Source organism: Barrientosiimonas endolithica (assembly GCF_030296655.1).
Taxonomy (GTDB): domain Bacteria; phylum Actinomycetota; class Actinomycetes; order Actinomycetales; family Dermatophilaceae; genus Barrientosiimonas; species Barrientosiimonas humi.
Genome location: NZ_AP027735.1, coordinates 2502227 through 2519017, shown reverse-complemented (window position 1 = coordinate 2519017; position 16791 = coordinate 2502227). Strand labels below are relative to the sequence as shown.

The 16791-nt window shown below is 72.8% G+C and carries 17 protein-coding genes and 2 pseudogenes; 15 read left to right on the top strand and 4 right to left on the bottom strand.

Features of this window, described 5'->3' with window-relative positions:
• The first annotated feature begins 49 nt into the window (after positions 1-49).
• The 8 genes and pseudogenes from iolC to QUE40_RS12730 all read left to right on the top strand — a co-directional run bounded on the left by iolC (position 50) and on the right by QUE40_RS12730 (position 7571).
• Positions 50-927 (top strand): annotated as a pseudogene (gene iolC, locus QUE40_RS12760) (5-dehydro-2-deoxygluconokinase).
• On the top strand, positions 924-1805 hold the full coding sequence (locus tag QUE40_RS12755; RefSeq protein WP_289231205.1) for a Cgl0159 family (beta/alpha)8-fold protein: 882 nt from the start codon (positions 924-926) through the stop codon (positions 1803-1805). The pseudogene iolC and the gene QUE40_RS12755 overlap by 4 nt, the downstream one beginning before the upstream one ends.
• A complete protein-coding gene (iolB, locus tag QUE40_RS12750; RefSeq protein ID WP_289231204.1) occupies positions 1798-2727 on the top strand; it encodes a 5-deoxy-glucuronate isomerase in 930 nt (309 codons plus the stop codon). Before QUE40_RS12755 ends, iolB begins: the two co-directional genes overlap by 8 nt.
• Positions 2724-4657: pseudogene (gene iolD / locus QUE40_RS12745) on the top strand (3D-(3,5/4)-trihydroxycyclohexane-1,2-dione acylhydrolase (decyclizing)). Before iolB ends, iolD begins: the two are co-directional and overlap by 4 nt.
• A 43-nt stretch (positions 4658-4700) precedes the next feature.
• Positions 4701-5360 carry a substrate-binding domain-containing protein gene (locus QUE40_RS12740; protein WP_350226968.1) on the top strand — a complete coding sequence of 220 codons (660 nt, stop codon included), beginning with the start codon at positions 4701-4703 and terminating at the stop codon, positions 5358-5360.
• Complete coding sequence (locus QUE40_RS19305; RefSeq protein WP_350226966.1) at positions 5357-5704, top strand: substrate-binding domain-containing protein; 348 nt, start codon at positions 5357-5359, stop codon at positions 5702-5704. The genes QUE40_RS12740 and QUE40_RS19305 overlap by 4 nt, the downstream gene beginning before the upstream one ends.
• Positions 5701-6735, top strand: coding sequence for an ABC transporter permease (locus tag QUE40_RS12735; protein ID WP_142005964.1), 1035 nt, complete (start codon positions 5701-5703; stop codon positions 6733-6735). The genes QUE40_RS19305 and QUE40_RS12735 overlap by 4 nt, the downstream gene beginning before the upstream one ends.
• On the top strand, positions 6732-7571 hold the full coding sequence (locus QUE40_RS12730) for an ATP-binding cassette domain-containing protein (protein WP_289231203.1): 840 nt from the start codon (positions 6732-6734) through the stop codon (positions 7569-7571). Before QUE40_RS12735 ends, QUE40_RS12730 begins: the two co-directional genes overlap by 4 nt.
• Positions 7572-7666: 95 nt before the next feature.
• Here QUE40_RS12730 and QUE40_RS12725 read toward each other — a convergent pair whose 3' ends face one another.
• Positions 7667-8650 (bottom strand): TetR family transcriptional regulator, encoded by a 984-nt coding sequence (locus QUE40_RS12725; protein WP_289231202.1) that lies wholly within the window; start codon positions 8648-8650, stop codon positions 7667-7669.
• A gap of 71 nt (positions 8651-8721) precedes the next feature.
• Between QUE40_RS12725 and QUE40_RS12720 the strand changes: the two genes are divergently transcribed.
• Genes QUE40_RS12720 through QUE40_RS12705 form a run of 4 tightly spaced genes read left to right on the top strand, consistent with a single transcriptional unit; the run spans position 8722 to position 10556 of the window.
• Positions 8722-9294 (top strand): biotin transporter BioY, encoded by a 573-nt coding sequence (locus QUE40_RS12720; protein ID WP_289231201.1) that lies wholly within the window; start codon positions 8722-8724, stop codon positions 9292-9294.
• Positions 9295-9334: 40 nt separating this feature from the next.
• Positions 9335-9970: an energy-coupling factor ABC transporter ATP-binding protein gene (locus QUE40_RS12715; protein WP_289231200.1), complete on the top strand. Its 636-nt coding sequence runs from the start codon at positions 9335-9337 to the stop codon at positions 9968-9970.
• Complete coding sequence (locus tag QUE40_RS12710) at positions 9967-10167, top strand: energy-coupling factor transporter transmembrane component T family protein (RefSeq protein WP_289231199.1); 201 nt, start codon at positions 9967-9969, stop codon at positions 10165-10167. Before QUE40_RS12715 ends, QUE40_RS12710 begins: the two co-directional genes overlap by 4 nt.
• On the top strand, positions 10164-10556 hold the full coding sequence (locus QUE40_RS12705; protein ID WP_289231198.1) for a CbiQ family ECF transporter T component: 393 nt from the start codon (positions 10164-10166) through the stop codon (positions 10554-10556). The genes QUE40_RS12710 and QUE40_RS12705 overlap by 4 nt, the downstream gene beginning before the upstream one ends.
• Positions 10557-10684: 128 nt before the next feature.
• On the opposite strand, the gene QUE40_RS12700 is transcribed toward QUE40_RS12705, so the two are convergent.
• Both QUE40_RS12700 and QUE40_RS12695 read right to left on the bottom strand, forming a co-directional pair.
• The gene (locus QUE40_RS12700; protein WP_289231197.1) at positions 10685-12373 is read right to left on the bottom strand and encodes a phospho-sugar mutase; all 1689 of its coding nucleotides are present in this window, start codon (positions 12371-12373) and stop codon (positions 10685-10687) included.
• 20 nt (positions 12374-12393) lie between these two features.
• Positions 12394-13230, bottom strand: a complete 837-nt coding sequence (locus QUE40_RS12695; RefSeq protein WP_289231196.1) for a purine-nucleoside phosphorylase — start codon at positions 13228-13230, stop codon at positions 12394-12396.
• A gap of 48 nt (positions 13231-13278) precedes the next feature.
• On the opposite strand from QUE40_RS12695, the gene QUE40_RS12690 reads away from it, so the two are divergent.
• Entirely contained in the window at positions 13279-14682 is a 1404-nt protein-coding gene (locus QUE40_RS12690) for an NAD(P)H-quinone dehydrogenase (RefSeq protein ID WP_142005953.1), read from the top strand.
• 37 nt (positions 14683-14719) lie between these two features.
• Here the strand turns inward: QUE40_RS12690 and QUE40_RS12685 are convergent, their stop codons facing one another.
• Entirely contained in the window at positions 14720-15352 is a 633-nt protein-coding gene (locus tag QUE40_RS12685; RefSeq protein WP_289231195.1) for a PadR family transcriptional regulator, read from the bottom strand.
• Between the two features lie 116 nt (positions 15353-15468).
• On the opposite strand from QUE40_RS12685, the gene QUE40_RS12680 reads away from it, so the two are divergent.
• Entirely contained in the window at positions 15469-15681 is a 213-nt protein-coding gene (locus QUE40_RS12680) for a hypothetical protein (protein ID WP_289231194.1), read from the top strand.
• The gene (locus QUE40_RS12675; RefSeq protein ID WP_289231193.1) at positions 15648-16781 is read left to right on the top strand and encodes an MFS transporter; all 1134 of its coding nucleotides are present in this window, start codon (positions 15648-15650) and stop codon (positions 16779-16781) included. The genes QUE40_RS12680 and QUE40_RS12675 overlap by 34 nt, the downstream gene beginning before the upstream one ends.
• Positions 16782-16791 lie beyond the last annotated feature (10 nt).

The window sequence follows — 16791 nt, the reverse complement described above, 5'->3', positions numbered from 1 at the left end:
GATGGGGCGCACGGGGGTCGACATCTACCCGCTGCAGCACGGCGTGCCGCTGGCGCAGGTGCGCACGTTCGAGAAGTTCCTCGGCGGGAGCGCGACCAACGTGGCGGTCGCCGCGGCCCGGCACGGTCGTCGCGTCGCCCTGGTCACGCGCACCGGCGACGACGCGTTCGGCCGCTACGTGCGTGAGGAGGTGGCCCGGCTCGGCGTCGACAACCGGTTCGTCGAGACGGTCGACGGACCGCCCACCCCGGTCACCTTCTGCGAGGTGTTCCCGCCCGACGACTTCCCGCTCTACTTCTACCGATACCCCACCGCTCCCGACCTGCTGATCGACCCGAACACCTTGCCGCTCAACGACATTCGCGATGCAGGAGTCTTCTGGTCGACGGTCACGGGGCTGAGCCAGGAGCCGAGCCGGGGGAGTCACCACCGGGCGTGGGAGGCGCGGGGGAGGCGCACGCACACCGTGCTCGACCTGGACTACCGCCCGATGTTCTGGGCGTCGGTCGAGGAGGCCCGCCGCGAGGTCGACCGCGCGCTCGACACGGTGACCGCGGCCGTCGGCAACCGCGAGGAGTGCGAGGTCGCCACCGGCGAGACCGACCCGCAGCGAGCCGCCGACGCGCTGCTCGACCGCGGCCTCGACCTGGTGGTCGTCAAGCAGGGCCGCGCGGCGTGCTCGCCGCGACCCCTGACGAGCGGGTGGAGGTCGGCCCGTTCCCGGTCGAGGTCGTCAACGGGCTCGGCGCCGGTGACGCGTTCGGCGGGGCGCTGTGCCACGGCCTGCTCGCCGGCTGGCCGCTGCGCCGCACGATCGAGCTGGCCAACGCGGCCGGGGCGATCGTCGCGGGCCGGCTCGAGTGCTCCACCGCGATGCCGACCACGACCGAGGTCGAGGCCGCACTCGCCGGAGGGAGGGCGTCATGACCCAGGTCGACCTCGGCGCGCTGAGCGAGCTGCGCGCCCGCGAGCCCGGACGCGTCGCGCAGCTGTGGCAGCAGCGCGAGCGCCGCGACCTGCTGGGCCGCGACGGGCGGCTGCTGCTCGTCGCGGCGGACCACCCGGCGCGCAACGCGCTGGGCGTGCGCGGCGACGATCTGGCGATGGCCGACCGGGCCGACCTGCTGCGCCGGCTGCTCGACGCGCTCGCCGTGCCCGGCGTCGACGGGGTGCTCGGCACGCCCGACGTGCTCGAAGACCTGCTGCTGCTCGGCGCGCTCGAGGGGCGCGTCGTCGCCGGCTCGATGAACCGGGGCGGGCTGCAGGGCGGCGCGTTCGAGCTCGACGATCGGTTCACGGCCTACACCCCCGAGGCGGTCGGGGCGCTCGGGCTCGACGCCGGCAAGACGCTCACCCGCGTCTGCCTCGACGACCCGTCGAGCGTCGCCACCCTGCAGGCCACCGCCGAGGCCGTGAACTCCCTTGCGCAGCAACAGATCACGACGATCATCGAGCCGTTCATGACGGCGTGGGACGACGGCCGCGCTGCCAACCTGCTCGACCCCGAGTCGGTCATCCGGTCGGTCGGCATCGCCTCGGGCCTCGGCACCACCAGCGCGTTCACCTGGCTCAAGCTGCCGGTGGTGCCCGACATGGAGCGCGTCCTCGCGGCGACGTCGTTGCCGACCCTGCTGCTCGGCGGCGACCCGACCGCAGAGCCCGAGCAGACGTACGCCCTGTGGCGGAAGGCGCTGGCGCTGCCGGTCGCCCGTGGCCTGGTGATCGGGCGCGCGCTGCTCTATCCGCCCGACGGCGACGTCACCGCCGCGGTCCGCACGGCAGTGGAGATGGTGCACGGTGAGTGAGCGCACGCCCGGCCTGGGCGCCGACAACGCGCAGTGGGTGCTGCCCGCGGGCACCGCTGCCGGCGACGGGTTCGACCTGGTCGTCGACTCGCGCCACCCCGGCTGGCGGCACACCAGCCTGCGGGTGCTGACCCTCGGCGCGGGCGAGGTCCGCGAGGTGCGGCTGCTCGGCACCGAGGCGGTGGTCGTGCCGCTGCAGGGCGCGCCGACCGTCGCGGTCGACGGTGAACGGTTCCCGATGGCCGGGCGCGTCTCGGTGTTCGCCGGCCCCACCGACGTGCTGTACGTCCCCGCCGGCCGCGCGCTCGCCGTCACCGCCGGCGACGGCCCGGTCCGCGTCGCGCTCTGCGGCGCCCGGTCGACCCGCACCGACGGGCCGGTGGTGCACCTGCCGGCCGCGGACGTGCCCCTGGAGCTGCGCGGCGCCGGCCAGTGCTCCCGCGAGGTGCGCAACTTCGGCGTGCCCGGCGTGCTCGACGCCGACCGGCTCATCGCCTGCGAGGTGATCACGCCCGGCGGCAACTGGAGCTCCTACCCGCCGCACAAGCACGACCAGGAGCGGCCGGGCGTCGAGACCGAGCTGGAGGAGATCTACTACTTCGAGCTGCAGGCCGAGGCCGGCGCGCCCGCACCCGAGGGCGCGAGCCCTGTTGGCTATCAACGGGTCTACGGCACCGACGGGCGACCGATCGACGTGCTGGCCGAGGTCGGCAGCGGTGACGTGGTGCTGGTGCCGCACGGCTGGCACGGCCCGGCCACCGCCCCGCCCGGCTACGACCTCTACTACCTCAACGTCATGGCCGGCCCGGGTGCCGAGCGCGCCTGGCTGATCTGCGACGACCCGGCGCACGGGTGGGTGCGCGCGACCTGGGACGGTCAGCAGGTCGACCCGCGGCTGCCGATCGGGAAGGGGCAGGCATGAGCCTCACGGTCGCCCAGGCGCTGGTGCGTTTCCTCGGCCGGCAGCAGGTCGAGCGCGACGGCGAGGTGACCCCGCTGTTCGCCGGGTGCCTCGGCATCTTCGGCCACGGCAACGTCGCCGGCATCGGGCAGGCGCTGCTGCAGGAGGAGCTGGCCGGCGACCCCGCGCTGCCCTACGTCCTGGCTCGCAACGAGCAGGCGATGGTGCACACCGCGGTGGCCTACGCCCGGGCACGCGACCGCCGTCAGGTCTGGGCCTGCACCGCCTCGGTCGGCCCCGGCTCCACCAACATGCTCACCGGTGCGGCGCTGGCCACGGTCAACCGCATCCCCGTGCTGCTGCTGCCGTCGGGCACGTTCGCGACCCGGCGCACGGGCAGCGTGCTGCAGCAGCTGGAGTCTCCGGTCGCGGGCGACGTCACGGTCAACGACGCCTTCCGCCCGTTGTCTCGCTGGTTCGACCGGGTCAGCCGGCCCGAGCAGCTGCCCGACGCGCTGCTGCAGGCGATGCGGGTGCTCACCGACCCGGCCGAGACCGGTGCCGTCACCCTCGCGCTGCCGCAGGACGTGCAGGCCGAGGCCCACGACTGGCCCGACGAGCTGTTCGACGAGCGGGTCTGGCGCATCCCACGCACCCCCGTCGAGCCCGACCTGCTCGACCGCGCGGCGGCCGAGATCCGTTCTGCCGCAAGGCCGTTGGTGGTCGCCGGGGGAGGCGTGCACTACAGCGGAGCCGAGGAGGCGCTGCGCCGGTTCGCCGCCGAGACCGGCATCCCCGTCGCCGAGACCCAGGCCGGCAAGGGCTCGCTGCTGCACGGCGACCCGCAGCTGGTCGGCGCGGTCGGCTCCACCGGCACCACCGCCGCCAACGCCCTCGCCCGCGACGCCGACCTCGTCGTCGGCGTCGGCACCAGGTGGAGCGACTTCACCACCGCCTCGCGCACCGCCTTCCAGGGCGAGGGGTGCGGTTCGTCAACCTCAACGTCACCGGTTTCGACGCCGGCAAGCACGCCGGGCTGGCCCTGGTCGGCGACGCGCGCGACGCGCTGGAGGGACTGCGCGAGCGGCTGTCCGGGCACCGGGTGACGACGGCGTACGCCGACCGGGTCGACCGCCTCCGCGGCGAGTGGGACGCGGTGGTGACGAGGGCGTACGCGCCGCCGGAGGAGGTCACCGACCGGCTGGCCGACGGCGTGCTCACCCAGGCGCAGGTGCTGGGCGCGGTCAACGAGCTGTCCGACCCGCGCGACGTCGTGGTGTGCGCGGCCGGCTCGATGCCGGGTGACCTGCACAAGCTGTGGCGGGTGCGCGACGCGCACGGCTATCACGTCGAGTACGGCTTCTCCTGCATGGGATACGAGATCCCCGGCGGCATCGGGGTGCGCTGGGCCGACCCGAGCCGTGACGTGTTCGTGCTGGTCGGCGACGGGTCCTACCTGATGCTGCCGGGCGAGCTCGCGACCGCGGTGCAGGAGCGCACCAAGATCGTCGTCGTGATCGTGCAGAACCACGGGTTCGGCTCGATCGGTGCGCTGTCGGAGTCGCTCGGTTCGCAGCGGTTCGGCACCCGGTATCGCTATCGCGACGACGCCGGTCGGCTCGACGGTGAGCCGCTGCCGGTCGACCTCGCGGCCAACGCCGAGAGCCTCGGCGCGCGGGTGCTGCGGGTGCGCGACGCCGCAGGCCTGGCCGACGCGGTGCGCACCGCCAAGGCCGCCCCCGACGACGGCGGGCCGGTCGTCATCCACGTCACCACCGACCCGCTCGTGCCGGCCCCCGACAGCGACAGCTGGTGGGACGTGCCGGTCAGCCAGGTGAGCGACCTGGACACCACGCGGGCGGCGTACGACGACTACGCGGCGGCGCGCAAGGCGCAGCGCCCGCTGTTGCGGCCACATCCCACACCGACCACCGGCCAGGGAGCAGACTGACCGGCGAGGGCGGCGCGCCGCCGCCGACCGAAAGGACGTGCCCATGACCAGGCCCAGGCCGAGCCGCCTCCGCAGATCGGCGACGACCCTCACCGCGGTCGTCGCCGTGCTCGGGCTCGCAGCGTGCAGCGCCACCGGAGGCCGCAAGGCGGTCGAGGAGCGCGAGAACAGCGTCGGCAACGCCGGCACCCCCACGATGACGGTGGCGATGGTCACCCACTCCGCCCCCGGCGACACCTTCTGGGACATCGTGCGCAAGGGCGCCGACGACGCGGCCCGCAAGGACAACGTCGACCTGCAGTACACCGCCGACCCCGACGGCGCCAAGCAGGCCAACCTGGTGCAGCAGGCGATCGACAAGAAGGTCGACGGCATCGTGGTCACCCTGGCCAAGCCCGAGGCGATGGGGCCGACCGTGCGCCGGGCGATCGCCGCGGGCATCCCCGTGGTCGCGGTCAACGGCGGCATGGACGACTACCAGAAGCTCGGCGTGCTGTCCTTCTTCGGGCAGGACGAGCGCATCGCCGGCGAGGCGGCCGGCACCCGCGCCCAGCGCGAGGGCGCCAAGCGGCCGCTGTGCGTCATCCACGAGCAGGGCAACGTCGGGCTCGAGGACCGCTGCGCCGGGGTCAAGGCCAAGGTCCCCGCCACCCAGGTGCTGTACGTCAACGGCAAGTCTCCTCGGCGATGCAGACCTCGATGACCTCCAAGCTGCAGCAGGACAAGTCGATCGACTACGTCGTCACGCTCGGCGGCCCGATCGCCATGGTCGCGACGCAGTCCAAGACCAGCGCCGGCAGCCAGGCCAAGGTCGTCACCTTCGACACCAGCAAGCAGGTCGTCGACGGCATCAAGAGCGGCTCGATCGCGTGGGCGGTCGACCAGCAGCCTTATCTCCAGGGCTATCTCGCGGTCGACCAGCTGTGGCTCTACAAGACCAACGGCAACACCGTGGGCGGCGGCCAGCCGGTCCTGACCGGCCCGGCGTTCGTCGACAAGACCAACGTGGCCTCCGTCGAGAAGTACGTCGCGAGCGGCCGGCGATGAGCACGCAGGCCGCGACCGCCGACGACCGGGTCGGCCAGCGCTCGGGCACGGTGCAGCTGCTTCGCCGGCCCGAGATCGGGGCGCTGATCGGTGCCGTCGTCGTCGCGATCTTCTTCCTGATCGTCGCCGCCGCCTTCCGCAACGTCGCCAACCTCGGCACGATCCTCTACGGCGCCTCCATGATCGGGCTGCTCGCGGTCCCGGTCGCGATGCTGATGATCGGCGGCGAGTTCGACCTGTCGGCCGGCGTCGCGGTCACCACCTCGGGGCTCGCGGCGTCGCTGCTGGGGTGGTACTTCAACTTCCACGTCTGGTTCGCCGTGCTGGTCGCGCTCGCGGTCTCGCTCGGCATCGGGTTGTTCAACGGCACGATGCTCAACCGCACCCGGCTGCCCTCGTTCCTCGTGACGCTCGGGACGTTCTTCATCCTGCAGGGCGTCAACCTCGGCATGACCAAGCTGATCACCGGCAACGTCGCGTCCAACGACATCAGTGACATGGCCGGGTTCGACTCTGCCAAGGCGGTTTTCGCCTGGGAGGCCAAGATCGGCGTGGTCACCCTGCGCGCCCCGGTCGTCTACTGGCTGGTGCTCACCGCGATCGCCGCGGTGGTGCTGCTCAAGACCCGGTTCGGCAACTGGGTGTTCGCCGTCGGCGGCGACTCGGCCGCCGCCCGGGCCGTGGGCGTACCCGTCGAGCTGGTGCGCGTCGTGCTCTACATGTTCGTCGGGTTCTGCGCCTGGCTCGCGGGGATGCACACGCTCTTCCAGTTCAGCACCATCCAGTCCGGCGAGGGCGTCGGCAACGAGTTCATCTACATCATCGCGGCGGTCGTCGGCGGGTGCCTGCTCACCGGTGGTTACGGCTCGGTGGTGGGCGCCTCGATCGGCGCGCTGATCTTCGCGATGACCGAGCTGGGCATCAACTACGCCGGGTGGAACCCCGACTGGTTCCGCACGTTCCTCGGTGTGATGCTGGTGCTCGCGACCCTGGCCAACGTCTGGGTCAAGAAGAAGGCCGACGCCCGATGAGCACCGCGATCGAGGGGACCATGCCCACGCACGACGAAGGCGCGACGACCGCGATCCTCCAGCTGCGCGAGATCGGGAAGATCTACGGCAACGTCACCGCGCTGCGCGAGATCGACCTCACCGTCCAGCAGGGCGAGGTCACCTGCGTGCTCGGCGACAACGGCGCCGGCAAGTCGACGCTCATCAAGATCGTCTCCGGCCTGCACGACTACGACGCGGGCCAGATGTACGTCAACGGCGAGCTGCGTCACTTCGCCAGCCCGCGCGACGCGCTCGACTCGGGCATCGCCACCGTCTATCAGGACCTGGCCCTCGCGCCGCTCATGTCGGTGTGGCGAAACTTCTTCCTGGGCAACGAGATCCGCAAGGGGCCGCTGCGGCTGCTCGACTCGGCCCGGATGGGTGCGGTCGCCCAGGAGGAGCTGGCCAAGATGGGGATCGACATCCCCGACATCGACCGGCCGGTCGCCTCGTTGTCGGGCGGTCAGCGCCAGTGCGTGGCTATCGCCCGCGCGATCTACTTCGGCGCCAAGGTGATCATCCTCGACGAGCCCACCGCCGCGCTCGGCGTGAAGCAGTCGGGGGTGGTGCTGAAGTACATCGTCAAGGCGCGCGACGCCGGTCTGGGGGTCGTGTTCATCACGCACAACCCGCACCACGCCTACCTCGTCGGCAACCACTTCGTGGTGCTCAAGCTCGGCCGGGTGGTGCTCGACGAGGAGCGCGAGGACCTCACCCTCGAGCAGCTCACCGCGCAGATGGCCGGCGGCGACGAGCTCGCCGAGCTGACCCACGAGATCCGCGAGGCCGAAGGGGCCCCCAAGCCGATCGAGTAGCCCCAAGCCGGTCGAGTAGCCCCAAGTCGGTCGAGTAGCCGCGTGAGGGACGAGCGCGGCGTATCGAGACCCCGGGAGGTCGCCGCGCGGCTCGACTACTCGTTCGCCGATGCTCGACCAGCCGGAATCAGCCCCAGCAGGCTTCCCAGCAGGCCGCCGACGCCGTTGGCGACCACGTCGGCGGCGCTGGCCTCGCGCCCCGCGACGAGGGCGTGCTGCACGCCCTCGATGCCGGCCGACGCCGCGACGCACAGCAGCGTCACCGCCCACCACGGCAGCGGGGTGAGCCGCTTCAGCAGGAAGCCCGCGGGCACGAACAGCAGCACGTTCAGCGCGATCCCGAAGTCCTCGGGGGTCAGGTCGCCCGGCAGCCCCAGGTCGAACACCCACAGCGTGTGCAGCCGCACGGTGAACCGGTTGAGGCTCCACCCGATCGGGCCGAGCACGAGGAACGCGCCGCCGACGACGTACGCCAGCGCCGCCAGCCACAGGGCGCGCCTGCTCATGGGCCGGCTAGGAGGCGGAGGGTCGCGCCGAGGCGACGATGCCGCGCACGACGACCGCCAGGGCGTCGTCGAAGGTGCGGTCGCTGTCGCCGAGGCGGGCGGGGAGGCGCCGTGCCGCACCAACGACTCGTGGCTCTGCTCGTCGAAGGTGAAGCCGATCACGAAGTGCAGCAACGCATCTCGCGCCGCCGACGCCTGCCGCTCGCCTGCGCCGGAGCGCTGGACGACCGCCATGACGGACTTGCCCAGCTGGCTCGAGGCGAGGCTGGTGGCCCGGCCCGCGGCGACCAGCTCGGCGGCGTCGGTGTGCGAGCGCAGCGCCGCGCGCAGGTCGGTGCCGAGCTGCAGCAGCTGCCGGTCCCACCGCTTGCGCGGGCTGGGCTCGGGCACCGAGTCGAGCAGCTCGTCGGCCAGCTCGGCCAGCAGCGCCTGCTTGCTCGGCACGTGCCAGTAGATCGCGCCCGGCTTGACCCCGAGCTCGAAGGCGAGGCGGCGCATCGTGAGGTCGCCCAGGCCGTAGTCGGCCACCAGACGACGGGCGGTGTCGAGCACGTCGCGTCGGGTCAGAGGCACGTGCCGAGCCTACCCGCGCCCGTGGCTACACTCTTGAACGCTGTTCAAGTCCGACCTCCCGGGAGCCGATCGTGCCCAAGCCCACCCCGCGCGACCTCGCGCTCGTCGCGATGTTCGCGGCGCTCATCGCCGTGCTCGGGATGCCCGGCGGCATCTCCTTCTTCGGCTCGGTGCCGATCACGCTGCAGAGCCTCGGCTGGATGGTCGCGGCGTGCCTGCTCGGCGCCTGGCGGGGCGCGCTGACGATGATCGTCTTCAACCTGCTCCTGGCGGCCGGGCTGCCCATCGGCGCCGGCGGCCGGGGCGGTCTCGGCGTGCTCACCGGCGTGAGCGGCGGATACCTGGTCGGTGCCGTGCTCGGCATGTTCGTGACCGGGCTCATCGCCGAGCGGGTCGGCCGGCGCAACCTGGTCGGCCTGTTCGTGGCCTGCGTCGTGGGCTGCATGATCGTGGTCTACGCCGTCGGAATCCCTTGGAGCGCTTGGCGACTCGGCTCCGGCACGCTCGGGGTCGCGCAGGCGTCGCTGCAGTTCCTGCCCGGCGACCTGGTCAAGGCGGCGCTGGCCGCGCTCATCACCACGACGGTCGTGTGGGCGTACCCGCCGATCGTCCAGGAGCGAGAGCGCGAACGAGTCCCCGCGTGATCGAGCTCGACCGCGTCAGCCACCGGCTGGGGAGCGGCCGGTGCTGCGCGACATCACCCTCACCCTGGCCGAGCGTCGCGTCGGGATCATCGGCGCCAACGGGTCGGGCAAGTCCACGCTCGCGCGCACCTTCAACGGGCTGGTCAGCCCCGACGAGGAGGTGCGCGCGGGCGGGCTCGACCCGCGCCGGCAGCAGCGTGAGGTGCGCCGCGCCGTCGGGTTCATGTTCACCGACGCCAGCGCCCAGATCCTCATGCCGACCGTCGCCGAGGACGTCGCCCTGTCGCTGCGCGACCTGCCGATCTCCGCGCAGGAGAAGGAGACTCGGCTGCGCGAGACCCTCGACTTCTTCGGTCTCGCCGACCACTCCGACCAGCCCGCCCAGCTGCTGAGCAGCGGGCAGAAGCAGCTGCTGGCGTTCGCGGGGGTGCTGGTGCGACGGCCCGCGATCCTGGTCTGCGACGAGCCGTCCACGCTGCTCGACCTGGCGAACGTGCTGCGCCTGCAGCGCACCCTGGCCGAGCTGCCCCAGCAGGTGGTGCTGCTGACCCACCACCTCGAGCTGCTCGACGACTTCGACCGGGTGGTCGTGCTCGACGAGGGCCGCGTGGTGGCCGACGACGCCCCGGCCCCCGCCGTCGCGGAGTACCGCCGGCTCATGGGCGTGCGCGCGTGATCGGCAGCTATGTCGCCGGTGACAGCCTGCTGCACCGCGCCTCGCCGCGGCTGAAGCTGCTGGTGATGCTCGGCCTGGTCACCCTGCTCGGCTTCTTCCCGCGGTGGTGGCTCGTGGTGACGGCCGTGCTGCTGGCGGCGACGGCGTACCCTTCGCGCGGCTGCCGCTCGCCGAGCTGTGGCGCTCGTTCCGGATGATCCTCGTGCTCGGCCTCGTGCTCGCCGGCTTCCAGGTCTGGCTGAGCGGCCCGGTGCGCGCGGTCGAGGTGGTCGGGCAGCTGGTCTTCGCGGTGCTCGCGGGCAACCTGGTGATGATGACCACCCGGGTCTCCGAGATGGTGCGCACGATCTCGGCCGTCGCGATCCCGTTGCGGCGCTTCGGTGTTCGCCGCGACCGGCTCGAGCTGCTGCTGTCGCTGACCATCGGCTGTATCCCGCGTGTCTCGCTCGCGGTCACCCGCGCCCGCGAGGCCGCCCTGGCCCGTGGCGTACGCCCTCGCCTGGTGCTGATCGTCCCCGCCGCGCTCATCGCGATCGTGCGCGAGGCCGACCAGGTCGGCGACGCCCTGGCCGCCCGCGGCCTCTGACCCGGCACCCCACCACCACGGCCACCCCCATCCCGGGCATGAAACCGGGTTACGGTCGTTTGACCCCAATGCATTCGGGTCAGACGCACGTAACCCGGTTTCATGCGGAGCTGGGGGAGCCTCGGGCGTCAGATGGCGGTCAGCTGCTCCATCGCGGCGCGTACGTCCGCGAGACGCCGCGCGGCGCTCGCTCGGGCCTGGGCCAGGTCGTCGTCGGCGAGCGGGACGACCGCCTCGAGGTAGACCTTGAGCTTGGGCTCGGTGCCGCTGGGGCGGGCGATGATGCGGGTGCCGTCGGCGAGGAACCACCGCAGCCCCTCGGTGGGCGGCAGGCCACCGTCACCTCTGGAGAGGTCGTCGGTGCGCGAGATCGGTTGCCCCGCAACGGTGTCCGGCATCTGCGTGCGCAGCCGGGTCATCAGCTCCGGGATGAGCGACAGGTCGGCGACCCGCACCGAGAACGAGTCGGTGGCGTGCACCCCGTGCTCGCGGGCGAGGTCGTCGAGCACGTCGAGCAGGGTGCGCCCCTGGGCGTGCAGCCGGGCGGTCATCGCGGCCACGACGAGCGCGGCGGTGATGCCGTCCTTGTCCTTCACGGTGCCCGGGTCGACGCAGTAGCCCAGCGCCTCCTCGTAGCCGTAGATCAGCCCCGGCACCCGGCTGATCCACTTGAACCCGGTGAGCGTCTCCTCGTGGCGCACCCCGGCCGCCCGCGCCATCGCGCCGAGGAGCTGCGACGACACGATCGAGCAGGCCACCACCGCGTCGGGCTCGCCGTGGCGGTGCGCCAGCGCCTCGGCCCCCAGCAGCGCCCCGACCTCGTCGCCGCGCAGCATCCGCCAGCGGCCGGCGACCGGGTCGTCGACCGCGACGGCGCAGCGGTCGGCGTCGGGGTCGTTGGCGATCACCACGTCGGGCGACAGCTCGCGCGCGAGCTCCAGCGCGGCGTCGATCGCCCCCGGCTCCTCGGGGTTGGGGAAGCTCACGGTGGGGAACTCGGGGTCGGGTCGGCGCTGGCTCGCGACGCCGGCCGGATCGGCGAATCCCGCTGCGGTGAAAGCCATTCGCAGCACCTCGTCACCCACGCCGTGCAGGGCGGTGTGCACGATCGACACCTCGCGAGGAGCGGTGTCGGGCACCACCCGGGCCGCCGCGTCGACGTACGCCTCGACCAGGTCGTCGCCCAGCGTCTCCCACCCGTCGTCGACGGTCGCGACCGACGCCGCGGTCGGGAAGCGGCCGATGGCGGCGCTGATCTGCGCGTCGGCCGGCGGCACGATCTGCGACCCGTCGCCGAGGTAGACCTTGTAGCCGTTGTCCTGCGGCGGGTTGTGCGACGCGGTGACCATCACGCCCGCGTCGCACCCGAGGTAGCGCACCGCGAACGCGAGCACCGGCGTCGGCAGCGCCCGCGGCAGCACCATCGCGCGGCCGCCCGCGGCCTCGACGACCCCGGCGGTGTCCCGCGCGAACGCGTCGGAGCCGTGCCGCGCGTCGAACCCGACCACCACCGTCACGTCGCCGCGGCCCAGCGACTCCTGCAGGAACGCCGTGAGTCCCGCTGCCGCCCGGCGTACGACCACGCGGTTCATGCGGTTCGGTCCAGCGCCGAGCGCCCCGCGCAGACCCGCCGTGCCGAACTCGAGCAGTCCGGAGAAGCGGTCGGCGAGGTCGGCCGCTGCCGCCGCGTCACCGGTCTCGACGGCGGCCAGCACCGCCGCCAGCTCCGCGCGGGTGGCGGGGTCGGGGTCGTCGGCGAGCCAGGCCCGCGCGGCCGCGACGGTGGGGGCGAGGTCAGGCTCGGGCTGCGCGCTCACGCGAGGCTCCTTCGTGCGTCTCAGATCTCGGTGACCACGGCGGCCAGCAGCCGCCCGCAGCGCTCAGCGGCCGCCTGCCCGGCCTCGATGACCTCCTGGTGCGACAGCGGCTGGTCGGAGATGCCGGCGGCCAGGTTGGTCACCAGCGACACCCCGAGCACCTCCAGGCCGCTCTGCCGGGCGGCGATCGCCTCGAGCGTGGTCGACATGCCGACGAGGTCGGCGCCGAGGGTCTTGGCCATCTGCACCTCGGCCGGGGTCTCGTAGTGCGGCCCGCGGAACTGGGCGTAGACGCCCTCGTCGAGACCCGGGTCGACCGCACGGGCGACCTCGCGCAGCCGGGGGCTGTAGAGGTCGGTGAGGTCGACGAAGTTCGCGCCCTCGATCGGGGAGGTGGCGGTGAGGTTGAGGTGGTCGCGGATCAGCACGGGGGTGCCGGGCGCCCACGCCGGGTTGAGCCCGCCGCAGCCGTTGGTGAGCACGATCGTGGAGCACCCGGCCGCGGCGGCCGTGCGCACGCCGTGCACCACCGCGCGCACCCCGCGCCCCTCGTAGAAGTGGGTGCGGGTGCCGAAGACCAGCGCCCGCCGGTCGGTGTCGCCGATGCGCACCGAGCGCATCACGCCCTTGTGGCCGGCCACGGCGGCCTTCGCGAACCCCGGCACGTCGTCGTTGTCGATCTCGACGAGGGTCTCGCCGATGCGGTCGGCGGTCTCGCCCCAGCCCGACCCCAGCACCAGCGCGATGTCGTGCTTGTCGGCCCCCGAGCGGTCGGCGACGACCTGCGCGGCCGCCTCGGCGACGGCGAACGGGTCGGTCGTGGGGTCGGACAGGTCGGGTGCGGCCGCGTTGCTCACCGGCACAGGTTAGCGAGGGCCACGGGCGGCAATGGTTGGATGAGGTGCGTGAGTCAGCGCAAGAAGACCGTGGTCATCATCGGTGGCGGGCCCGGCGGCTACGAGTCCGCTCTCGTCGCGGCCCAGCTGGGTGCCGACGTCACCATCGTCGACAGCGAGGGTCTCGGCGGTGCGGCGGTGCTCACCGACTGCGTCCCGAGCAAGACCCTCATCGCCACCTCCGACTTCCTCTCCCGCTTCGCCGCGGCCGGCCGCCTCGGCGTCGGCTTCGAGGGCCGCGACGAGGACCAGGGCGCCGAGGCCCACCTCACCGAGATCAACCACCGCATCCTCGACCTGGCGCGGGCGCAGAGCCGCGACATCCAGGCCCAGGTCGAGAGCGTCGGGGTGCGCGTGCTGCGCGGCACCGGGCGCATGGCCGGGCCGATGACGGTCGAGGCCACCCTCGACGACGGCCGCACCGAGAAGCTGTCGGCCGACGTCGTGCTCGTCGCGGTCGGCACCAAGCCGCGCGTCATGGACTCCGCCAAGCCGGACGGCGAGCGGATCCTCACCTGGCAGCAGATCTACGACCTCACCGAGCTGCCCGAGCACCTCATCGTCGTCGGGTCCGGCGTCACCGGCGCGGAGCTGGCGCACGCCTACCTCGGGCTCGGGTGCGAGGTCACGCTGGTCTCCTCGCGCGACCGGGTGCTCCCCGGCGAGGACGCCGACGCCGCCACGGTCATCGAGAACGTCTTCCGCCGCCGCGGCATGAAGGTGCTCAACCGCTCCCGCGCCGCCGGCGCCCGCCGCGAGGGCGACGGCGTGGTCGTCACGCTCGAGGACGGCCGCGAGGTGCGCGGCTCGCACGTGTTGCTCGCGGTCGGCGCCGTGCCGCAGACGCGCGGGATCGGTCTCGAGGAGGCCGGCGTCGAGCTCACCGACTCCGGCCACATCACGGTCGACCGGGTCTCGCGCACCACCGCGCCCGGCATCTACGCCGCCGGCGACTGCACCGGGGTGCTGCCCCTGGCGTCGGTCGCGGCCATGCAGGGACGCATCGCGATCGCGCACGCCATGGGCGACGCCGTCGCGCCGCTCAACCTGCGCGGCGTGTGCGCCAACATCTTCACCGACCCCGAGATCGCGACCGTGGGCTACTCCCAGTCCGACGTCGAGAAGGGGCACATCGAGGCGCGCGTGGTCACCCTGCCGCTCTCGACCAACCCGCGCGCCAAGATGCGCAACATCCGCGACGGCTTCGTGAAGCTGTTCGCGCGCCCGGGCAGCAACACCGTCGTCGGCGGCGTCGTCGTCGCGCCGCAGGCCTCGGAGCTGATCTATCCCCTCGGCCTCGCCGTGCAGAACCGGCTGACCGCCGAGCAGGTTGCCGCGACGTTCTCGGTCTACCCGTCGATGACCGGCTCGATCGCCGAGGCCGCCCGGCGGCTGCACTCGCTGGAGACCTGAGGCGGGTCTCGATACGGCCCGCTCGTCCCTCGCGGGCCTACTCGACCGGCTTGGCGGGCGTACGCCCGGCTCGGCTTGGCGGGCGTACGACCGGCTCAGCGGGCGCGCAGCTGCTCCAGCTCGTCGCGCGCCCACGCGACCATCGCCTCGGCGCGGTTGATCTCGCCCTGGAAGACGCCGGCCTTGAGTCGGGCGATGCGCTCGTGCTGGCTCTTCGGCCGCGACTGCAGCCGCTCGACGAGCAGGGAGTGGTGCGCGCGCGCAGCGCGTCGCGGTGCCCGGTCCAGCGGGCGATCCGCGACTCCTGCTCCTCGATGTAGGCCCGCACCACCTTCTCGGCGCTGTCGGCGTCGACCAGGTCGAAGAACAGCGCCTGCAGCAGCACGGTGTCGCGCGGTGACGGCAGGTCGTGCACGGTCGCGACCCACTCGCGCAGCTCGCGCTCGCCGGCCTCGGTGATCGAGTAGACGTGCGTGCGCATCCGGGTGCCGCGGGTCTGCGCCTCCTGGCTGATCCAGCCGTCGTCGGTCATCCGGCGCAGCGTCGTGTAGATCTGGCTCTGCGGCGCCGACCAGATCCAGCCCGCCGCCGAGTCGAAGAACTTGCTGAGCTCGTACCCGTTCATCGGCCGGGCGGACAGCACGCCGAGCAGCGCGTGGGGCAAAGACATAACGAGCAGGCTAGGACTCATCGGCGAGCAGTCTCAAATACCTCTATCCATACATGTTGCCATCGGAATAACGTGACCTGGATCACCGGCGGACGGTGGCGATCTGGAGGAGCACGATGACCGAGACACGCTCGATGCACCCGTTGCGCTGGCTGGTGGTCGGCCTGTGCGGCCTGGCCCTGGTCTTCGACGGCTACGACCTGGTCGTCTACGGCACGACCGTCGCGGCGCTGCGCCGCGAGTGGGGATCACCGGCGCCGAGGCGGGCTTCATCGCGAGCCTGTCGCTCGTCGGCATGCTGGTCGGCGCGCTCGGCATCGGCACGCTGACCGACCTGCTCGGCCGCCGCCGCACGCTCATCGGGGCCGTCGTGCTCTTCTCGGCCGCGATGCCGCTGTGCGCGCTGGCGCAGGGCCCGGGCACGTTCGCGGCGCTGCGCCTGGTCGCCGGTCTCGGCCTCGGCGGCGTCATGCCGATCGCGAGCGCGCTGGTGACCGAGTACGCCCCGCCCGGCCGGCGCAACCTCACCTACGTCCTCATGCAGAGCGGGTACGCCGTCGGCGGGGTGCTCGCCGCCTCGCTCGCTCTCGCGGTCGTTCCCGAGCACGGCTGGCGCCCGATGTACGTCGTCGGCGGGCTCCCGCTGCTGCTGTTCCTGCCCGTGGCGCTGCGGCTGCTGCCCGAGTCGGTCGAGTACCTCGCCGCCCGCGGCCGCACCGAGGAGGCCGCGCAGCTGGCCGCACGGCTGGGCATGCAGGCGCCCGCCCCGGCCGAGGCGGCCGAGGAGCAGCGCGGCCGCATCGGGGTGCTGTTCAGCCGGCCGTTCGTGGTGCCGACGCTGCTGTTCTGGGCGATGACGTTCTGCGCGCTGCTGCTGATCTACGGACTGAGCACCTGGCTGCCCGACATCATGCGCGAGCAAGGATATCCGCTCGGGTCGGCGCTGAGCTTCCTGCTCGCGTTCAACCTCGGCTCGATCGCCGGCTCGGCGATGGGCGGGCTGGCCGCCGACCGCTTCGGGTCGGTGCCGGTCATCGCGACCACGTTCGCCCTCGGCGGCCTCGCGATCCTCGGACTCGCTTCTGACCCGGGCAGATTCGGGCTCTACCTCCTGTGCGCGGTCGGTGGCTACGGCACGATCGGCGCGCAGAACCTGATCAATCCGTTCGTCACCCGGGCCTACCCGCAGCACGCCCGCGCCACCGGGGTCGGCTGGTCGCTCGGCATCGGCCGGCTCGGCGCCATCCTCGGTCCGGCCGTCGGCGGCCTCGTGCTCGACTCCGACCTCGGACCCGACTGGAACTTCTACCTGTTCGCCTCCGTCGCCGGCCTCGGACTGCTCGCGACGCTCGGGTTGCTGCTCACCGGCGTCGTACGCCGGCCGCGCCCGGCCCCCGACCTGGCCCCGGCCGTACCCGCCGCCGGCTGACCCCCACCGA